Origin of the sequence: Agrococcus baldri (assembly GCA_900114805.1) — a bacterium.
In the GTDB taxonomy this organism is placed as follows: Bacteria; Actinomycetota; Actinomycetes; order Actinomycetales; family Microbacteriaceae; genus Agrococcus; species Agrococcus baldri.
Genome location: FOZN01000004.1, coordinates 89,910 through 105,536, shown reverse-complemented (window position 1 = coordinate 105,536; position 15,627 = coordinate 89,910). Strand labels below are relative to the sequence as shown.

Genomic DNA, 15,627 nt, shown 5'->3' with positions numbered 1-15,627 from the left:
AAGCCCGCCCCGTTCATCGGGATGTCAGTGTCGCGCGTGCGCTGATTACTCGGCTGCAGCGACGATGTTGACGACCTTGCGGCCGCCCTTCGCGCCGAACTCGACAGCGCCGGCCTCGAGGGCGAACAGCGTGTCGTCGCCGCCGCGGCCAACGCCTGCGCCGGGGTGGAAGTGGGTGCCGCGCTGGCGGACGATGATCTCGCCGGCCTTGACGACCTGGCCGCCGAAGCGCTTCACGCCGAGGCGCTGCGCGTTCGAGTCACGACCGTTGCGGGTGGACGATGCGCCCTTCTTATGTGCCATCTCTGCGAGCCCCTTACTTGATGCCGGTGATCTTCAGGCGCGTGAGCTCCGAGCGGTGGCCCATGCGGCGCTTGTAGCCGGTCTTGTTGCGGTAGTGCTGGATGCGGATCTTCGGGCCGCGCAGGTCGGTCACGATCTCTGCCGTCACCTTGACCTTGGCGAGGTCAGCAACGTCCGACGTCACCTTGTCGCCGTCGACGAGCAGCACGGGGGCCAGCTCGACATTGCCGTTGTCGTCACCGGCGATGCGGTCGACGACGAGAACGGTACCGACCTCGACCTTCTCCTGCCGGCCGCCGGCGCGCACGATTGCGTACACCACGTTGGATCCTCACTGTTGGAACGACTCCCGGCCGTACCGGGACGAAGCTTTCGGCGCGCGCACGAAATGCGACTTGCGCCAGCGAACAACGATACAGGCAATCGTCGTTCTCGGTCAACACGAGCGCACCGCGCGTCGCGCATCCGCCCGCCTCGGTCGTCGGCGCTACCGTTGCCGGATGGCGATCCTCGTCGACGACCCGCTCTGGCCGGCCCACGATCGCTTCTGGGCGCACATGGTGAGCGACACGAGCCTCGACGAGCTGCACGCCTTCGCGCGCCGTGCCGGCATCCCCGCGCGCGGCTTCGACCACGACCACTACGACGTCCCCGCGGAGCGGATCGACGCGCTCGTGGCCATGGGCGCGACGCGCGTCGGCCCCAAGGAGCTCGTGCGCCGGCTGATCGCCAGCGGCCTGCGCGTCAAGGAGCGCGACCGCCGCGACTAAGCCGCGGCTGTCGACCGACCAAGTGTCGCCGATCGAATGGCGGCTTGCCCGACGCGCTGGTAGCGACCAGCGACTACTGCTCGTCGGGCTTGGCCGTGATCACGCCGGAGGAGGCGCGGCGCGAGCGGCGAGCCGCCTTGCCGGTGCCGGGCGCGGGAGCGGCGAGCGCGTCGAGCGCGCTGCCGAGCAGCCCGTCGAGGTCGTTCTCGGTCGCCTTGCGGGCCGGCTGCTCCTGGTGGGGCTCGACCGGGATGTCGAGAATCGTCACGACCGGCTCGGCCGCCACCTGCTCGACCGCCTGCTTCGAGGGCTCGACGATGCCGGAGACCGGCTCCTGCGAGCGGTCGCGGCCCTGGCGCCGGTTGGACCGGCGGCCGCCGCGCTCACGGCCGGACTGCTCCGACTGCGTCTGCTCGGGCGCCGACTGCTGCTGCGCCTGCTCGGGCGCCGACTGCTGCGGCGGCTCCACCTCCGCCTCGGCCGCGGCGTGCTCCTGCTCGCCCTCCGGGTGCTTGCCCTTGGCCGCCGAGGCGATCTGCGACAGGCCCTTGCGCATGTCGTCGGTGATGGCGTGGGTGCCGCCGCCGTTGCCGCTCTGCTGGTGCTGCTGCTGGTCGCTCTGCTTGCCGCCGCGGCCCCGGCGACGGCTGGTGCCGTTGCCGCCGCTGTCGGCCTGGCGCTGCGACTTCGAGACCGGCTCGTGGTGCACGATGATGCCGCGGCCGGCGCACACCTCGCACGCCTCAGAGTACGACTCGAGCAGGCCGAGGCCCAGCTTCTTGCGCGTCATCTGCACGAGGCCCAGGCTCGTGACCTCTGCCACCTGGTGCTTCGTGCGGTCGCGCGAGAGGCACTCGATAAGGCGCCGCTGCACGAGGTCGCGGTTCGACTCGAGCACCATGTCGATGAAGTCGATCACGATGATGCCGCCGATGTCGCGCAGCCGCAGCTGGCGCACGACCTCCTCAGCGGCCTCGAGGTTGTTCTTGGTGACCGTCTCCTCGAGGTTGCCGCCGGCTCCGACGAAGCGGCCCGTGTTGACGTCGACGACGGTCATCGCCTCGGTGCGGTCGATCACCAGCGACCCGCCGGAGGGCAGGAACACCTTGCGATCGAGCGCCTTGTCGATCTGCTCCGAGATGCGGAAGTGCGAGAAGGGGTCGTCGGTGCCCTCGTAGGCCTCGACGCGGTCGATCAGGTCGGGTGCGATGGCCTCGAGGTACTCGCGGATGGTCTCGAGCGCCTCGGAGCCCTGGATGACGAGCTTGCCGAAATCCTCGTTGAAGACGTCGCGCACGATCTTGACCAGCAGGTCGGGCTCGGCGTGCAGGCGCAGCGGCGCGGAGCCCGACTGACGCTGCTGCTGGATGCGCTCCCACTGGCGGGTGAGGCGCTCGACGTCGTTCGTCAGCTGCTCCTCGGTGGCGCCTTCGGCGGCGGTGCGCACGATGACGCCGACACCCTCGGGCAGCACCTGCTTGAGGATCTTCTTCAGGCGCGCCCGCTCGGTGTCGGGCAGCTTGCGCGAGATGCCGTTCATCGAGCCGCCGGGCACCGACACCAGGTAGCGGCCGGGCAGCGAGATCTGGCTGGTCAGTCGGGCGCCCTTGTGGCCCACCGGATCCTTCGTGACCTGCACGAGCACGGTGTCGCCGGGCTTGAGTGCGAGCTCGATCTTGCGCGGCTGGCCCTCGAGCTCTGCGGCATCCCAGTCGACCTCGCCGGAGTACAGCACGGCGTTGCGGCCGCGGCCGATGTCGACGAAGGCGGCCTCCATGCTCGGCAGCACGTTCTGCACGCGGCCGAGGTAGACGTTGCCGATCAGGCTCGACTCCGACGACTTCGCCACGTAGTGCTCGACCAGCACGCCGTCCTCGAGCACCGCCAGCTGCACGCGGTCGTGCTTCGAGCGCACGATCATCTGCCGCTCGACCGACTCGCGGCGGGCGAGGAACTCGGTCTCGGTCACCACCGTGCGGCGACGACCGGCGTCGCGGCCCTCGCGGCGGCGCTGGCGCTTAGCCTCGAGCCTGGTCGAGCCCTTGACCTTCTGCGGCTCGGTGATGAGCGGCCGGCTGCTGCCGCCGTCGTCATCGCTGTCGCCGCGACGCGTGCGGCGGTTGCGGCGCGAGGAGCGACGGCCGCGCTGCGAGCGGCCGTCGAAGTCGTCGTCGTCGTCGTCCTCGTCGTCATCGTCGGCGTACGAGCGCGTGGCGGGCAGCGCCGGCAGCGCCTCCAGATCGGGCGCATGGAACAGCAGCCCGAACGGGCCGGCGGGCACCGCGGGCAGCACCTTCGCGGCGGCCAGCGGGTCGGCGGCCTGCTCGTCGGACGAGACAGCGGATGCGTCCCCATGCGACGCGGTCGGAGCCGACGTCGCCGGGTCCAGCAGCCCGGGCTCGTGGCCCGGCTCCTGCTCGGTGGCAGCCTCGGCCGCAGCCGCAGTCGCGTCAGCCGAGGCATCCGCCGCCGGCACGGTCTCGGTCGCGTCGGCCGACGCATCCGTCGCCGGTTCGCCCGACGCATCCGACGCCTCAGTCTTCACTGGCGTCTCAGGCATCACTGGCGCCTCGGTCTCGGCAGCGGCCGGCGCCTTGCGCGTCGAGACCCGCTTGCGCTTGGGCTTCTCAGGCTGCTCGGCGGCGGGGGCCGTCTCGGTCGGGGCCTCGATCGTCGCGTCGTCGGCGTTCGGCTCGTTGCCCTCTGCGGGGAGGTTCGCTGTGTTGTCGGCCATCTCTGGCGTACTCCTGTCGCGACCGGCGCCGCCGATCGACATCTCGCTCGCGGCCCGGGGCTCGCCCGGCGCGAATCCTTGCAACTCGCCCCCTCGCGGGAGCGGCCCGGGCCAGTCAGGCTGCCCGGAGAAACTTGTGCGTGCGCCCGTCGGGCGCGCTGCCGGCAACTCTACCGCACGCGGGCGCGCCCGCTACGGCAGCACCACGCGCACGGCGAGCGCCACGAAGGCCGCCGCGGCCGCCAGCGTGCCGAAGATCGCGAGCCAGCCCTGCGGTTGCACGCTCCGCCCGATGCGCGAGCCCACCAGCACCAGCACCGTCAGGTACAGCGCCGAGGCCAGCTCGAGGATGAGCATCAGCACCGCGATGTCGACCAGCGGCGTGGGCGACTGCGGGTCGATGAACTGCACGAAGAAGGAGGCGAAGAACAGGATCGCCTTCGGGTTCAGCAGGCTCGTGATGAGCGCGGTGCGGAAGGGCGCGAGCCGCGGGCGGGCGATGATCGGGTTCGGCACCTCGATCGGCTGGGTCGGGTTCTCGGTCGGCGCCGGCTCCGCCTGCCGCCGGCGCTTGGCGCGGATGCGGTCGACGGCGCTGCGCACCAGCCCGTACGCGAGCCAGAGCAGGTAGGCGGCGCCGGCCCACGTGAGCACGCGGAAGATGAGCGGGTTCGCCGAGAGCGCCTGCGCCGAGAGCACCGCGAGCACCATCAGCACCGCGTCGCCGACGAAGACGCCGAGCATCGCGCGGAAGCCCGCACCGCGGCCGGCGCGCAGGGCGGTGGCGATCACGAACAGGCTGTTCGCACCCGGCAGCAGCACGATCACGACGACGCCTGCTGTGAATGCGGCAAGAGTGGCCGCGTCGAGGCTCATGACCGGGCTCCGGCACTGATTGAATGTTGCGCAGGAGGCCACATGTCTGACGCTCGACCCGCCCACTTCACGGCGCCGCTCTGGCTCGGCGTGCTGTTGATCATCACCGGGCTCGCCGGGCTCCTCGGCGCCTTCGCGCTCTCGGTCGACAAGATCGAGCTGCTCGAGAACCCGCAGGCCTCCCTCGGCTGCGACTTCAACCCGTTCCTGACCTGCTCGGGCGCGATGGGCTCGCAGCAGGGCGAGGCGTTCGGCTTCCCGAACCCGTTCCTGGGTCTCATGGCGTTCCCGGCTCCGATCATCATGGGGGCGCTGACGCTGGGCCGGGTGGCGATGCCGCGCTGGGTGTGGACGGTGTTCTCGCTCGGCGTGCTGGGCGGCCTCGCGTTCGTGCTCTGGCTGGCGCAGCAGTCGATCTTCTTCCTCGGCTTCGTCTGCCCCTGGTGCTTCCTGGTGTGGATGGCCATGTACGCCATGAGCTTCCCGCTGTGGGTCTGGGGCTTCGGCTCGGGCGCGCTGCCCGCCGGAGCCGGATTCCGCCGGGTCGCGGCCAGGTTCACGAGTTGGGGCTGGGTGCTCTCGCTCGCGCTCGCGGTGATCGTGGTGCTCACGATCATGATCGCGCTCCCCGGCATCCCGCGCTACCTCTTCAGCGGCTTCTGATCGAGCGGCCCTGAGACGACGGATGCGCTGCGGCCGTCGGGTCCTGGAACCCGGTGCCGCAGCGCATCCGTCGTCGTGGTGGCGTCAGGCATCGCGCGCGGTGACTGCGCCAGGCTGACTCAGTCGAACCAGAGCGCGAGCTCGCGCGCTGCCGACTCCTCGGAGTCGGAGCCGTGCACGAGGTTCTGCTGCACCTTCAGGCCCCAGTCGCGGCCCAGGTCGCCGCGGATCGTGCCGGGCGCGGCGGTGGTCGGGTCCGTGGTGCCGGCGAGCGAGCGGAAGCCCTCGATGACGCGGTCGCCCTCGAGGCGGATCGCGACCGAGGGGCCCGAGAGCATGAACTCGACGAGCGGCTCGAAGAAGGGCTTGCCCTGGTGCTCGGCGTAGTGCTCCTCGAGGCGGGTCCTGTCGGGCTGCACGAGGCGCAGGTCGGTGACCACGTAGCCCTTCGCCTCGATGCGGGCGAGGATGGTGCCGGTCAGCTGGCGCTGGACGCCGTCGGGCTTGATGAGGACGAGGGTGCTCTGCATGCCTGCCAGCCTACCGAGCGGAACGGCCCCTACTGCCCCGGTGCGCCGCGCGGATCGAGCCCTGCCGCGCGGCGGCCCCGCTCGATGCCGCGCGCCTTCACGAAGCAGTAGACCCACAGGATGATGAACACCAGCGCGACGACGCCCCACACCGGCTCGACGAGCGTCAGGGCTGCGAGCGCGACCTGCAGCGCGAGGCTTACGGCCCATCCCCACGGGCGGGCCAGCAGCGGCATGGTCGCCAGCAGCAGCACCGCGACGACCGCGAACGCCACCGGCTGCGGCCAGTCGCGCGAGACGCCCCAGACGGCGAGCGTGCCGAAGGCGAGGCCGGCGACCTCGAGCGTGTGCGTGATGCGCAGCAGCGCCTCCATCGCTCCGCGCGCGGGGCGCGGCCTGCGCGCCTTGGCAGGACCGGCGGATGCGTTCGGCTCGGCCTCGCGCGGCTCGTTCGTCTCGGCGCTCACTGCTCCCCCTCCAGCTCCGGCGCGTCCAGCTGCACGGTGGCGGCCTGCCTGCGTGCGTCGGGCCGCAGCAGCCAGCCGGCTTCGCGGGCGTGGCCGATGACGTCGCCGAGCAGCGTGATCGACCCTGTGACGACCACTGCGCCGCCGCGGTCGGCCGCCGCGTCGCGGGCGGTCTCGACGGCGGTCTCGAGGTCGGTCTCGACCAGCACCCGGTCGGCGCCCAGCACCGCGACGGCCTGCGCCGCGAGCTCGTCGGCATCGAGCGCGCGCTCGGAGCTCGACTGCGTCACCACGACCTCGTCGATCACCGGCTCGAGCTCGGTGAGCACGCCGGTCGCGTCCTTCCCCACCAGCACGCCCAGTACCAGCGTGACGCGCTCGAGCCCGAAGTACTCCCCCAGCGCGGCGCGCAGCGCGGCGGCGCCGTGCGGGTTGTGGGCGGCGTCGGCGATCACGAGCGGCTCGGCGCCGATGGTGTCGAGCCGGCCGGGCGAGCTGACCGCGGCGAGGCCGTCGGCGAGCACCTCGGCGGTCATCGGCTGCGCGCCGCCGCCCAGGAACGCCTCGACCGCCACGAGCGCGAGCGCTGCGTTGCGGCCCTGATGCGCGCCCATGAGCGGCACCAGCTGGTCGATGTACTCGGCCGCGAGCCCCTTGACGGTGATGAGCTGACCGCCGACCGCGACCGACTGCTCGGTGAGCGAGAAGTCGCGCCCGTCGACGAGCAGCCGTGCGCCCATCTCCTCGGCACGCGCCTCGAGCACGGCCAGCGCCTCCACAGACTGCGCGGCCGAGACGACGATGGCGTCGGGCTTGATGATGCCGGCCTTCTCGCCCGCGATGGCCTCGACCGTCGTGCCCAGCCGGTTGGTGTGGTCGAGCGCGATCGGGGTGATGACCGCGACGTCGCCGTCGGCGACGTTGGTGGAGTCCCAGGTGCCGCCCATGCCGACCTCGAGCACCGCGACGTCCACCGGCGCATCCGCCATGACGGCGAAGGCGAGCACGGTGAACGCCTCGAAGAACGTCAGCCGGCGCTGGCCCTGCTGGGCGAGCTCGGCGTCGACCATGTCGAGGAACGGCGCGATGTCCTCGTAGCCCTGGGCGAACGCCTCGTCCGTCACGGGCTCGCCGTCGATCAGGATGCGCTCGTTGACGCGCTCGAGGTGCGGGCTCGTGAGCACGCCCGTGCGCAGCCCGTGGGCGCGCAGCAGCGTGTCGATGATGCGCGCGGTCGAGCCCTTGCCGTTCGTGCCGGTGATGTGGATCACGCGGTAAAGCCGCTGCGGATCCCCGAGCAGCTCGACCGCGCGCCTGGTCGCCTCGATGCGCGGCTCGACCGCCGCCTCCCCCGCCCTCTCCAGCAGCGCCTGGTAGGCGGCCTCCGCCGCCTCAGCGTGCTCGAGCGAGGCGAGGATGCGGTCGTCGATGTGCGCTGCGCCGGTCTCGTCCGTCATGCCGGTCTCGTCCGTCATGCCTGTCTCGTCCGTCATGCCTGTGCCTTCTCGATCGTGATCGCCAGCGGCGAGCCGTCGCCCACCCGGTGGGCGGTGCGGCCGTCGGCCAGCTCGCCCATGGTGTCGTCGATGCGCTCGAGCGTGAGCTCGACGGCGAGCGTCTCCGCCTTGACGAGCTCGCCGTTGGCCTCGAGCGCCGCCACACCGTGACCGTCCGAGCCGAGAGTGAGGCGGATGCGGTCGCTCACGTCGAGCCCGGCGTCCTTGCGCGCCGACTGCACGGCGCGCACGACGTCGCGCGCGAGCCCCTCGGCCTCGAGCTCGGGCGTGGTCGCGGTGTCGAGCACCACGAAGCCGCCGGCCGGCAGGAAGCCGACCGCGGCCGTCTCGTCGGCGACCTCGAGCGCGAGCTCGTACTCGCCCTCGGCCAGCGCGATGCCGCCGGCGGTGACGGTCTCGGCGCCGGAGTCGTCGGCCGCGACCGACCAGTCGCCGGCGCGCGCGGCCTGGATGGCCCGCTGCACGTCCTTGCCCAGGCGCGGTCCCGCCGCACGAGCGTTGACCTGCAGCCGACGGGAGATGCCGTAGCGCTCGAGCGCGTCGTCCGCGGCGGCCTCCAGCACGATCTCGCGCACGTTGAGCTCGTCGCGCAGCACGCCGGTGAACGCGCTGACGTCGACGGCACCGACGACCGTGAGGGTCGGCAGCGGCAGCCGCACGCGCTTGCGCGCCTGCTTGCGCAGGGCGTTGCCGACCGAGGCGATCGCGCGCACCGCATCCATCTGCGCGACCAGCTCGGGATCGGCCGGCAGTGCGTCGTCGCCGGCACGGTCGACCTGCGGCCAGTCGGTCAGGTGCACCGAGCGGCCACCGGTGAGGCCCTTCCAGACCTCTTCGGTCACCAGCGGCGACAGCGGCGCAGCGATGCGGGTGAGCGTCTCGAGCACCGTGTGGAGCGTGTCGAACGCCTCCGCTCCGGATCCGTCGGACGACACACCGGTCCAGAAGCGGTCGCGCGAGCGCCGCACGTACCAGTTGGTGAGCACGTCGAGGAACTCGCGCACCGCCCAGGTGGCACCGGTGGCATCCAGGCGCTCCAGCGCATCCGTCACTGTCTCCACCGTCTCGCGCAGCTTCGCGAGGATGTAGCGGTCGAGCACATCGGTGGACGCCGTCGAGCGCTTCGCCAGGTACGGCTGGCCGTCGGCGGCGCGGTTGGCGTAGGTGGAGAAGAAGTACCAGGTCGACCACAGCGGCAGGTGGAACTGCCGCAGCGCCTCGCGGATGCCCTCCTCCGAGACGATGAAGTTGCCGCCCCGCAGGATCGAGCCCTGCATCAGGTTCCAGCGCACCGCATCCGACCCGTACGTGTCGAACGACTCGTTCACGTCGGGGTAGTTGCGGCGCGACTTCGAGGCCTTGAAGCCGTCGTCGCCGAGGATGATGCCGTGGCTGATGACGTTCTCGAACGCCGGCCGGCCGAACAGCGCCACCGACAGCACGTGCATGACGTAGAACCAGCCGCGCGTCTGGCCGATGTACTCGACGATGTAGTCGGCGGGGCTGTGCTCCTCGAACCACCGGGTGTTCTCGAACGGGTAGTGGAACTGCGCGAACGGCATCGAGCCCGAGTCGAACCAGACGTCGAGCACGTCGGGGATGCGGCGCATGGTGCTCTTGCCGCTCGGGTCGTCGGGGTTGGGCCGCGTCAGCTCGTCGATCGCCGGCCGGTGCAGGTCGGTGACGCGCACGCCGAAGTCGCGCTCGAGCTCGTCGAGCGAGCCGTACACGTCGATGCGCGGGTGGTTCGGGTCGTCGCTCTTCCACACCGGGATCGGGCTGCCCCAGTAGCGGTTGCGGCTGATCGACCAGTCGCGCGCGCCCTCGAGCCACTTGCCGAACTGGCCGTGCTTGACGTTCTCGGGCACCCAGTTGATCTGCTCGTTCGCGGCCAGCAGGTCGTCCTTGATGTCGGTGACCTTCACGAACCAGCTCGAGACCGCCTTGTAGATCAGCGGGTTGCGGCACCGCCAGCAATGCGGGTAGGAGTGCACGTAGCTCGCCTGGCGCAGCACGCGGCCGGCGTCCTTGAGCAGCCGCGAGAGCGTCTTGTTCGCGTCGAAGACCTGCTCGCCCGCGACCGGCGCCACCACGTCGAGGAAGCGGCCGCCGTCGTCGACCGAGAGGATCGTGGGGATGCCGGCGGCGTTCGCGACCCGCTGGTCGTCCTCACCGTAGGCGGGCGCCTGGTGCACGATGCCGGTGCCCTCGCCGGTGGCGACGTAGTCGTCGACGAGGATCTGGAAGGCGTGCTCGGTGCCCCATTCGGATGCGTCGGCGAAGAAGTCGAACAGGGGCTCGTAGGTGATGCCTGCGAGATCACTGCCGGGCAGCGTGCGCGCGACAGCGGCGAGCGCCTCCTCGGCGGAGTCGTAGCCGAGATCTTTGAAGTAGCCGGCGACCGTGTCGGCGGCGAGCAGGAAGGACCCTCCGCCGGCAGACGTGCCGTTCGGCCCTGCGGGCACGACCACGTAGTCGATCGCGGGCCCCACCGCGAGCGCGAGGTTCGTCGGCAGCGTCCACGGCGTGGTCGTCCAGGCCAGTGCCTGCACGCCCGACAGGCCCGCCGCATCCGCCCCCTCACCCGTGAACGGGAAGGTGACGGTGAGCGTGGTGTCCTGGCGATCCTGGTAGACGTCGTCGTCCATGCGCAGCTCGTGGTTCGACAGCGGCGTCTCGTCGCGCCAGCAGTACGGCAGCACCCGGTAGCCCTCGTAGGCGAGGCCCTTGTCGTGCAGCGTCTTGAACGCCCAGATGACGCTCTCCATGTAGGTGAGGTCGAGGGTCTTGTAGCCGCCGTCGAAGTCGACCCAGCGGGCCTGGCGGGTGACGTAGGCCTCCCACTCGTCCATGTACTCCAGCACCGAGGCGCGCGCGTGCTCGTTGAACACGTCGACGCCCATCGACTCGATCTCGGCCTTCTCGGTGATGCCGAGCTGCTTCATCGCCTCGAGCTCGGCGGGCAGCCCGTGGGTGTCCCAGCCGAACACGCGCGGCACCTGCTTGCCGCGCATGGTGTGGAAGCGCGGGAAGACATCCTTGGCGTAGCCGGTGAGCAGGTGGCCGTAGTGCGGCAGCCCGTTGGCGAACGGCGGGCCGTCGTAGAAGACCCATTCGGGGCAGCCCTGCCGCTGCTCGACGGAGGCGCGGAAGGTGTCGTCGCCCTTCCAGAAGGCGAGGATGCCGGTTTCGAGAGCCGGCAGGTTCGGGCTGGCGACGACGGGCTCGTCGCTCGAGAGCGGGTACCTGGCCGGGTGGGTCGAAGGCTGGTCGGTCACGCTGGGTCTCCTGCATCCTCATGATTCTCGGATGCGGGGACGCTCTCGCGCGGTACCACCCCGCTTGCAGGCCTTCCGGCCCGCCGCTTCGTGCCCGCGCCTGCTGCGGGCCATCGGCTGTGACGGGCCTGCCCCGTTCGGATCTAGTGAGCCGCCCTGCACCTCACGATGCCCGACTGCCGTTCTGCCGACCGCTCCCCGGTGATGGCCGGATCAGTGCGTGTAGGAGAGATCCTACCGCGCCGATCCGGCCCTCGCCACGCTCGGGCTCAGCGCCCCTCGCCGCGCAGCGTCACGTTGCCGGCGCTCACCTGCACGTCGATCGTGGAGGTGGCGCTGGGGTCGTCGACCACGTGCACGTCGGAGCTGCCGGCGGAGGTCTCCTCCGTCACCGCGTACTCGCCGTCCGGGATGGACAGGTCGATGCGGCCCGCGCTCACGCGGGCGTCGATCGATGCGGGCTGCTCCCCCGACAGCGAGCCGACGATGCGGCCGGCGCTCACGTCGAGGTCGACGGCTCCAGCGGTGCCCACCTCGATGCGCGCCTCCCCGGCCGAGACCTCGACCGCGAGCGACTCGGCCGTGCCCGCGAGGTCGACGTCGCCGGCGCTCAGCTCGACCGAGGCGGCACCCCAGTCGCCCGAGGCCTCGAAGCTGCCGGCGGAGACGCCCACCTCGAGGCCGAGGCCGCGGTGCTCGAGCTCGGCGGGCAGGGTGAGGACGGCGCGCTCCTCGCCGACCCGGTCGCCGAGGATGATGCCGAAGCCGAGCCAGTTCCAGCGCCAGTCGGTGTCGACCGAGAGCACATCGCCCTCCCGCTCGAGGCGCCACTGCTGCACCGGGCCGCCGTTGGTGGTGACCTCGAGCGTCGCCTCGTCGACGTCGGCGAAGCGGATCTCGAACGCCGATGCCGAGCTGTCGATGTGCAGCTCTTCGACACCGCTCGCGTCGGCGCTGTAGTCGTTGCTGGTGGCCTGGTGCGAGCCGAAGCCGCGCAGCACCCCGCCGCCGACGCCGTAGAGGATGGCGATCGCGCCGAGCACGATCACGACGATGCTGATCCAGCGGCCAGGGCGGCTGGTGCTCGTGGGGGTGGGGATGGTCATCGGATGCCTCCGGTCGCGTCGGGCGCGCTGGTCTGGTCGGTGGATGTGGGGGCGTCGAGGTGCGCGAGCACCGCGAGCACGCGGCGGTTGCCGTCCTCGGGCTCGAGCTCGAGCTTCTGGAACACGGCGGAGATGTGCTTCTCGACGCTGCCGGCCGAGACGTAGAGGCGGTCGGCGATCGTCTGGTTCGACGAGCCCTCCGCCATGAGTGCGAGCACCTGCCGCTCGCGCGGGGTGAGGCGCTCCATGCGGGTGTCGCGGCGGCGGCGCGCGAGCAGCTGGCTGACGACCTCCGGGTCGAGCACGGTGCCGCCCGCGGCGACCTGCTCGACGGCGGCGAGGAAGTCGCGCACGTCGGCGACGCGGTCCTTCAGCAGGTAGCCGAAGCCCGCGGTGCCGCTGGCGATCAGGTCGGCCGCGTAGCGCTCCTCGACGTACTGCGAGAGCACCAGCACCCGGGGCCGCTCGCCGCGCGAGCGGATGCCGATCGCGGCGAGGATGCCCTCGTTGGTGCGCGTCGGCGGCATGCGCACGTCGAGCACCGCGAGCTCGGGGTCGTGGGCGGCGATGGCGGCCTCGAGCGCGGTCGCGTCGGGCAGCTGCGCGACCACGTCGTGGCCGGCGTCGGTGAGGAGGCGCGCGATGCCCTCGCGGAGCAGGACGCTGTCCTCGCAGATCAGGATGCGCACGGGACGTCCACCTCGATCGCGGTCGGGCCCCCGGCGGGGCTGGACATGGTGAGCGTGCCGCCGACGCCGGCGACGCGGTTGGCGAGCCCGTCGATGCCGCCGCCGGGCTGGCGCTCGGCGCCGCCGATGCCGTCGTCCTCGACCCGCGCCCACAGCGAGGCGGTGCCGGTCTCGGATCGGCGCGTGCGGATGGCGATGCGGATGCGGCTGGCACGGGAGTGCTTCTGCGCGTTCGTGATGCCCTCGGCGATCGCGAAGTAGACGGCGGTCTCGGCGTCGCGGCTGCAGCGGTTCTCGATGCGGGCGTCGATCTCGACCGGCACGACGCTGCGGGCCGCGAGTGCTGAGACGGCGGCGTCCAGGCCGCGGTCGTCGAGCACGGCGACATGGATGCCGCGGGCGACCTGGCGCAGCTCGGTGACGGCCGACTTCGACGACGCGTGGGCCTCGTCGATCAGCTGCATCGCGGCCACCGGGTCGCTCTCGATCTTGTCGCGCGCCATGCCCAGCTGCATCGCGATCGAGACAAGCCTTGGCTGGACGCCGTCGTGCAGGTCGCGCTCGATGCGGGTGCGGTCGAAGTCGGCCGCGCGCACGGCGCCGTGGCGGCGCTCGCGCTCCGCGCGGGCCTCGCGCTCGAGGCGCTCGCGGTCGTCGGGCACGAGCAGGCCCGTGGTGATGTTGCGATGCGCGACGGCGAGCGCGATGGTGCCGGCGATGCCGGCGACCAGCGAGAGCAGCCCGACCAGCGGTGCCCACTCGACGGGCACGGCGATCGAGGTGAGCGGGATCCCGACTCGCTCGGCGTCCCCGAGACCCGCGAGCGCGAGCGGGACGCCGATGCCGACGAGCGTCAGCAGCGGCAGCGTGAGGGCGCCGAACAGGCTCGCGAGGAAGAAGGAGAGCACCGCTCGCCAGTGCTGGCCGTCGGTGAGGATGCGCAGCAGGCGGTGGGGCAGGCGCAGCCAGTCGGTGCGGTACGAGGGGCGGAAGACCGCGGCCGGCACGTCGACGCCGTAGAGGCCCGCGACACGTTCGCGCTCGAACCAGGCGACCGCGAGGATGCCCAGCAGCGCGAGCGCCAGCAGCAGGAACCCGACCAGCACCACGAGGGTGCCGATGCCGGCCGCGGCCAGCGTGACGATCGTGATCAGGATGGGGATGCCGATGGAGCCGAGGATCGCGAGGTGCGCGATCGTGGCCAGGAGCGGACCGGTTCGTTGCATGCCTCAACGCTAGGCCGCGCGAGCGCCGTGCGCCCGGCGGATCCCCGGAAGCCTTGTGGGGGTTTCCCCCACCCGGCGGGGCCCGCGTCATAGGGCGCGGCAGTACCCTCGGCGCATGCTCATGAATCGCTCCGCCCGCACCGGCGCGGCCGCCGCGGTCCTCGTCGCCGGTCTGCTCGTGAGCGGGTGCGGACTCCTGCCCTCGCCCTCGATGCCGCCGGTGCCGACGGCCGAGCCGGCGCCCTCGGGCTCCGCCGAGCCCGGCACGCAGGCGCAGCAGTGCGCGCAGCTGGTGGCGGAGGTGTCGAGCATCGCCACCGACCTCGGTCAGATCGGCTCGAGGCTCGGCACTGACCCGTTGGGGGCGCTCGCGCTGCTCGGCGGCATCACCGAGCGCATCGGCGATCTCGAGACGAGAGTGACCGACCCGGCGCTGCTCGGGCGCATCGGCGAGATCCAGGCCGGCTGGGATGCGCTGGTCGCCGACGCCACCGAGTCGATCTCAGCCGGCGACACCTCAGCCTTCGAGCGCATCGGATCGGGCCTGACCGAGCTCGGCGAGCAGGTCACCGCGCTGCAGGAGTTCTGCGCGGGCACGGCATGAGCGCGCCGCTGCTCGCGCTGCTCGACGGCTCCATCGTCGACGTCGCGCACCCGATCATCCGCGCTGACGACCTGGGCGTCGTGCGCGGCGACGGCGTCTTCGACGCGACGCTCGTCCGCTCCGGCGCCGACGGTGCACCGCACGTGCGCGACCGCGAGGCGCACCTCGACCGGCTCGAGCGCTCGGCCGAGATCCTGCAGCTGCCCGCCCCCGACCGCGCGGGCTTCGACCGCGCCATCGATGCGCTCGTCGCGGCGTGGGACTTCGGCGCCGAGCCGGAGGCCATCATCCGACTGGTGCTGACCCGCGGTGCGGAATCGGGCGGCGGCGCGACGGCCTTCGCCCTCATGGCGCCGCTGGGCGCATCCGCCATCGCCGAACGGCAGCGCGGTGTCGCCATCACGCTGCTCGGTCGCGGGCACGACGGCGACGAGGTGGCCGCGATGCCGTGGCTGCTGCCCGGCGCGAAGAGCCTGTCGTACTCGATCAACATGGCCGCCAAGCGGCACGCGGCGCAGCACGGCTTCGACGACGTGGTCTTCGTCTCACCCGCGGGCGCGCTGCTCGAGGGCCCCACCTCGACGCTCGTCGTCGACCGGGGCGGCCGGCTGCTGACGCCGCGGCAGGACGGCATCCTCGCCTCGATCACGCTCGAGCACCTCACGCGCGACGCGCCGGCGGAGGGCCTCGACGTGGCCTTCGAGACGCTCAGCCCCGACGACCTGCGGGCCAGCGACGGCGCGTGGCTGCTCTCCTCCGGCCGGCTGCTGGCGCGGGTGACGAGCGTCGACGGGCAGCCGCTGCCGGTCTCGCCGCACGACCCGGCGCTGCGCCGCCTGCTCGACGTCTGAGGCGCCCCGACTC

At 72.0% G+C, this 15,627-nt stretch carries 15 protein-coding genes; 4 read left to right on the top strand and 11 right to left on the bottom strand.

Translation table 11 applies throughout. The features are described 5' to 3' along the window. Positions 1-45 precede the first annotated feature (45 nt). Together rpmA and rplU are read right to left on the bottom strand one after the other, a co-directional pair. Positions 46-303: a 50S ribosomal protein L27 gene (rpmA, locus tag BM288_RS12110; RefSeq protein WP_092919170.1), complete on the bottom strand. Its 258-nt coding sequence runs from the start codon at positions 301-303 to the stop codon at positions 46-48. Between the two features lie 13 nt (positions 304-316). Further along, positions 317-625 (bottom strand): 50S ribosomal protein L21, encoded by a 309-nt coding sequence (gene rplU / locus BM288_RS12105; protein ID WP_092919169.1) that lies wholly within the window; start codon positions 623-625, stop codon positions 317-319. Between the two features lie 178 nt (positions 626-803). Between rplU and BM288_RS12100 the strand changes: the two genes are divergently transcribed. Further along, positions 804-1,073 (top strand): DUF4031 domain-containing protein, encoded by a 270-nt coding sequence (locus tag BM288_RS12100; protein WP_092919168.1) that lies wholly within the window; start codon positions 804-806, stop codon positions 1,071-1,073. A gap of 73 nt (positions 1,074-1,146) precedes the next feature. Here BM288_RS12100 and BM288_RS12095 read toward each other — a convergent pair whose 3' ends face one another. Together BM288_RS12095 and leuE are read right to left on the bottom strand one after the other, a co-directional pair. Beyond that, a complete protein-coding gene (locus BM288_RS12095) occupies positions 1,147-3,807 on the bottom strand; it encodes an Rne/Rng family ribonuclease (RefSeq protein ID WP_092919788.1) in 2,661 nt (886 codons plus the stop codon). Positions 3,808-3,999: 192 nt separating this feature from the next. Beyond that, positions 4,000-4,683: a leucine efflux protein LeuE gene (gene leuE / locus BM288_RS12090; protein WP_092919167.1), complete on the bottom strand. Its 684-nt coding sequence runs from the start codon at positions 4,681-4,683 to the stop codon at positions 4,000-4,002. Positions 4,684-4,725: 42 nt separating this feature from the next. Here leuE and BM288_RS12085 point away from each other — a divergent pair, with 42 nt between their 5' ends. Then, complete coding sequence (locus BM288_RS12085; RefSeq protein WP_092919166.1) at positions 4,726-5,346, top strand: vitamin K epoxide reductase family protein; 621 nt, start codon at positions 4,726-4,728, stop codon at positions 5,344-5,346. Between the two features lie 119 nt (positions 5,347-5,465). Here the strand turns inward: BM288_RS12085 and ndk are convergent, their stop codons facing one another. From ndk to BM288_RS12050, 7 genes are all read right to left on the bottom strand, one after another. Continuing rightward, positions 5,466-5,876, bottom strand: coding sequence for a nucleoside-diphosphate kinase (gene ndk / locus BM288_RS12080; protein WP_092919165.1), 411 nt, complete (start codon positions 5,874-5,876; stop codon positions 5,466-5,468). Positions 5,877-5,905: 29 nt separating this feature from the next. Continuing rightward, positions 5,906-6,343 (bottom strand): DUF4233 domain-containing protein, encoded by a 438-nt coding sequence (locus tag BM288_RS12075; protein ID WP_092919164.1) that lies wholly within the window; start codon positions 6,341-6,343, stop codon positions 5,906-5,908. After that, a complete protein-coding gene (locus BM288_RS12070) occupies positions 6,340-7,836 on the bottom strand; it encodes a bifunctional folylpolyglutamate synthase/dihydrofolate synthase (protein ID WP_318255542.1) in 1,497 nt (498 codons plus the stop codon). The genes BM288_RS12075 and BM288_RS12070 overlap by 4 nt, the downstream gene beginning before the upstream one ends. Beyond that, positions 7,833-11,138 (bottom strand): isoleucine--tRNA ligase, encoded by a 3,306-nt coding sequence (gene ileS / locus BM288_RS12065; protein ID WP_092919163.1) that lies wholly within the window; start codon positions 11,136-11,138, stop codon positions 7,833-7,835. The genes BM288_RS12070 and ileS overlap by 4 nt, the downstream gene beginning before the upstream one ends. 269 nt (positions 11,139-11,407) lie before the next feature. Then, positions 11,408-12,244: a DUF4097 family beta strand repeat-containing protein gene (locus BM288_RS12060; protein WP_092919162.1), complete on the bottom strand. Its 837-nt coding sequence runs from the start codon at positions 12,242-12,244 to the stop codon at positions 11,408-11,410. Beyond that, complete coding sequence (locus BM288_RS12055) at positions 12,241-12,933, bottom strand: LuxR C-terminal-related transcriptional regulator (RefSeq protein ID WP_092919161.1); 693 nt, start codon at positions 12,931-12,933, stop codon at positions 12,241-12,243. Before BM288_RS12055 ends, BM288_RS12060 begins: the two co-directional genes overlap by 4 nt. Then, complete coding sequence (locus tag BM288_RS12050; RefSeq protein WP_092919160.1) at positions 12,921-14,159, bottom strand: sensor histidine kinase; 1,239 nt, start codon at positions 14,157-14,159, stop codon at positions 12,921-12,923. Before BM288_RS12050 ends, BM288_RS12055 begins: the two co-directional genes overlap by 13 nt. Positions 14,160-14,274: 115 nt before the next feature. On the opposite strand from BM288_RS12050, the gene BM288_RS12045 reads away from it, so the two are divergent. Further along, complete coding sequence (locus BM288_RS12045; RefSeq protein WP_092919159.1) at positions 14,275-14,763, top strand: hypothetical protein; 489 nt, start codon at positions 14,275-14,277, stop codon at positions 14,761-14,763. Continuing rightward, positions 14,760-15,614, top strand: coding sequence for an aminotransferase class IV (locus BM288_RS12040; RefSeq protein WP_092919158.1), 855 nt, complete (start codon positions 14,760-14,762; stop codon positions 15,612-15,614). The genes BM288_RS12045 and BM288_RS12040 overlap by 4 nt, the downstream gene beginning before the upstream one ends. Positions 15,615-15,627: the final 13 nt, after the last annotated feature.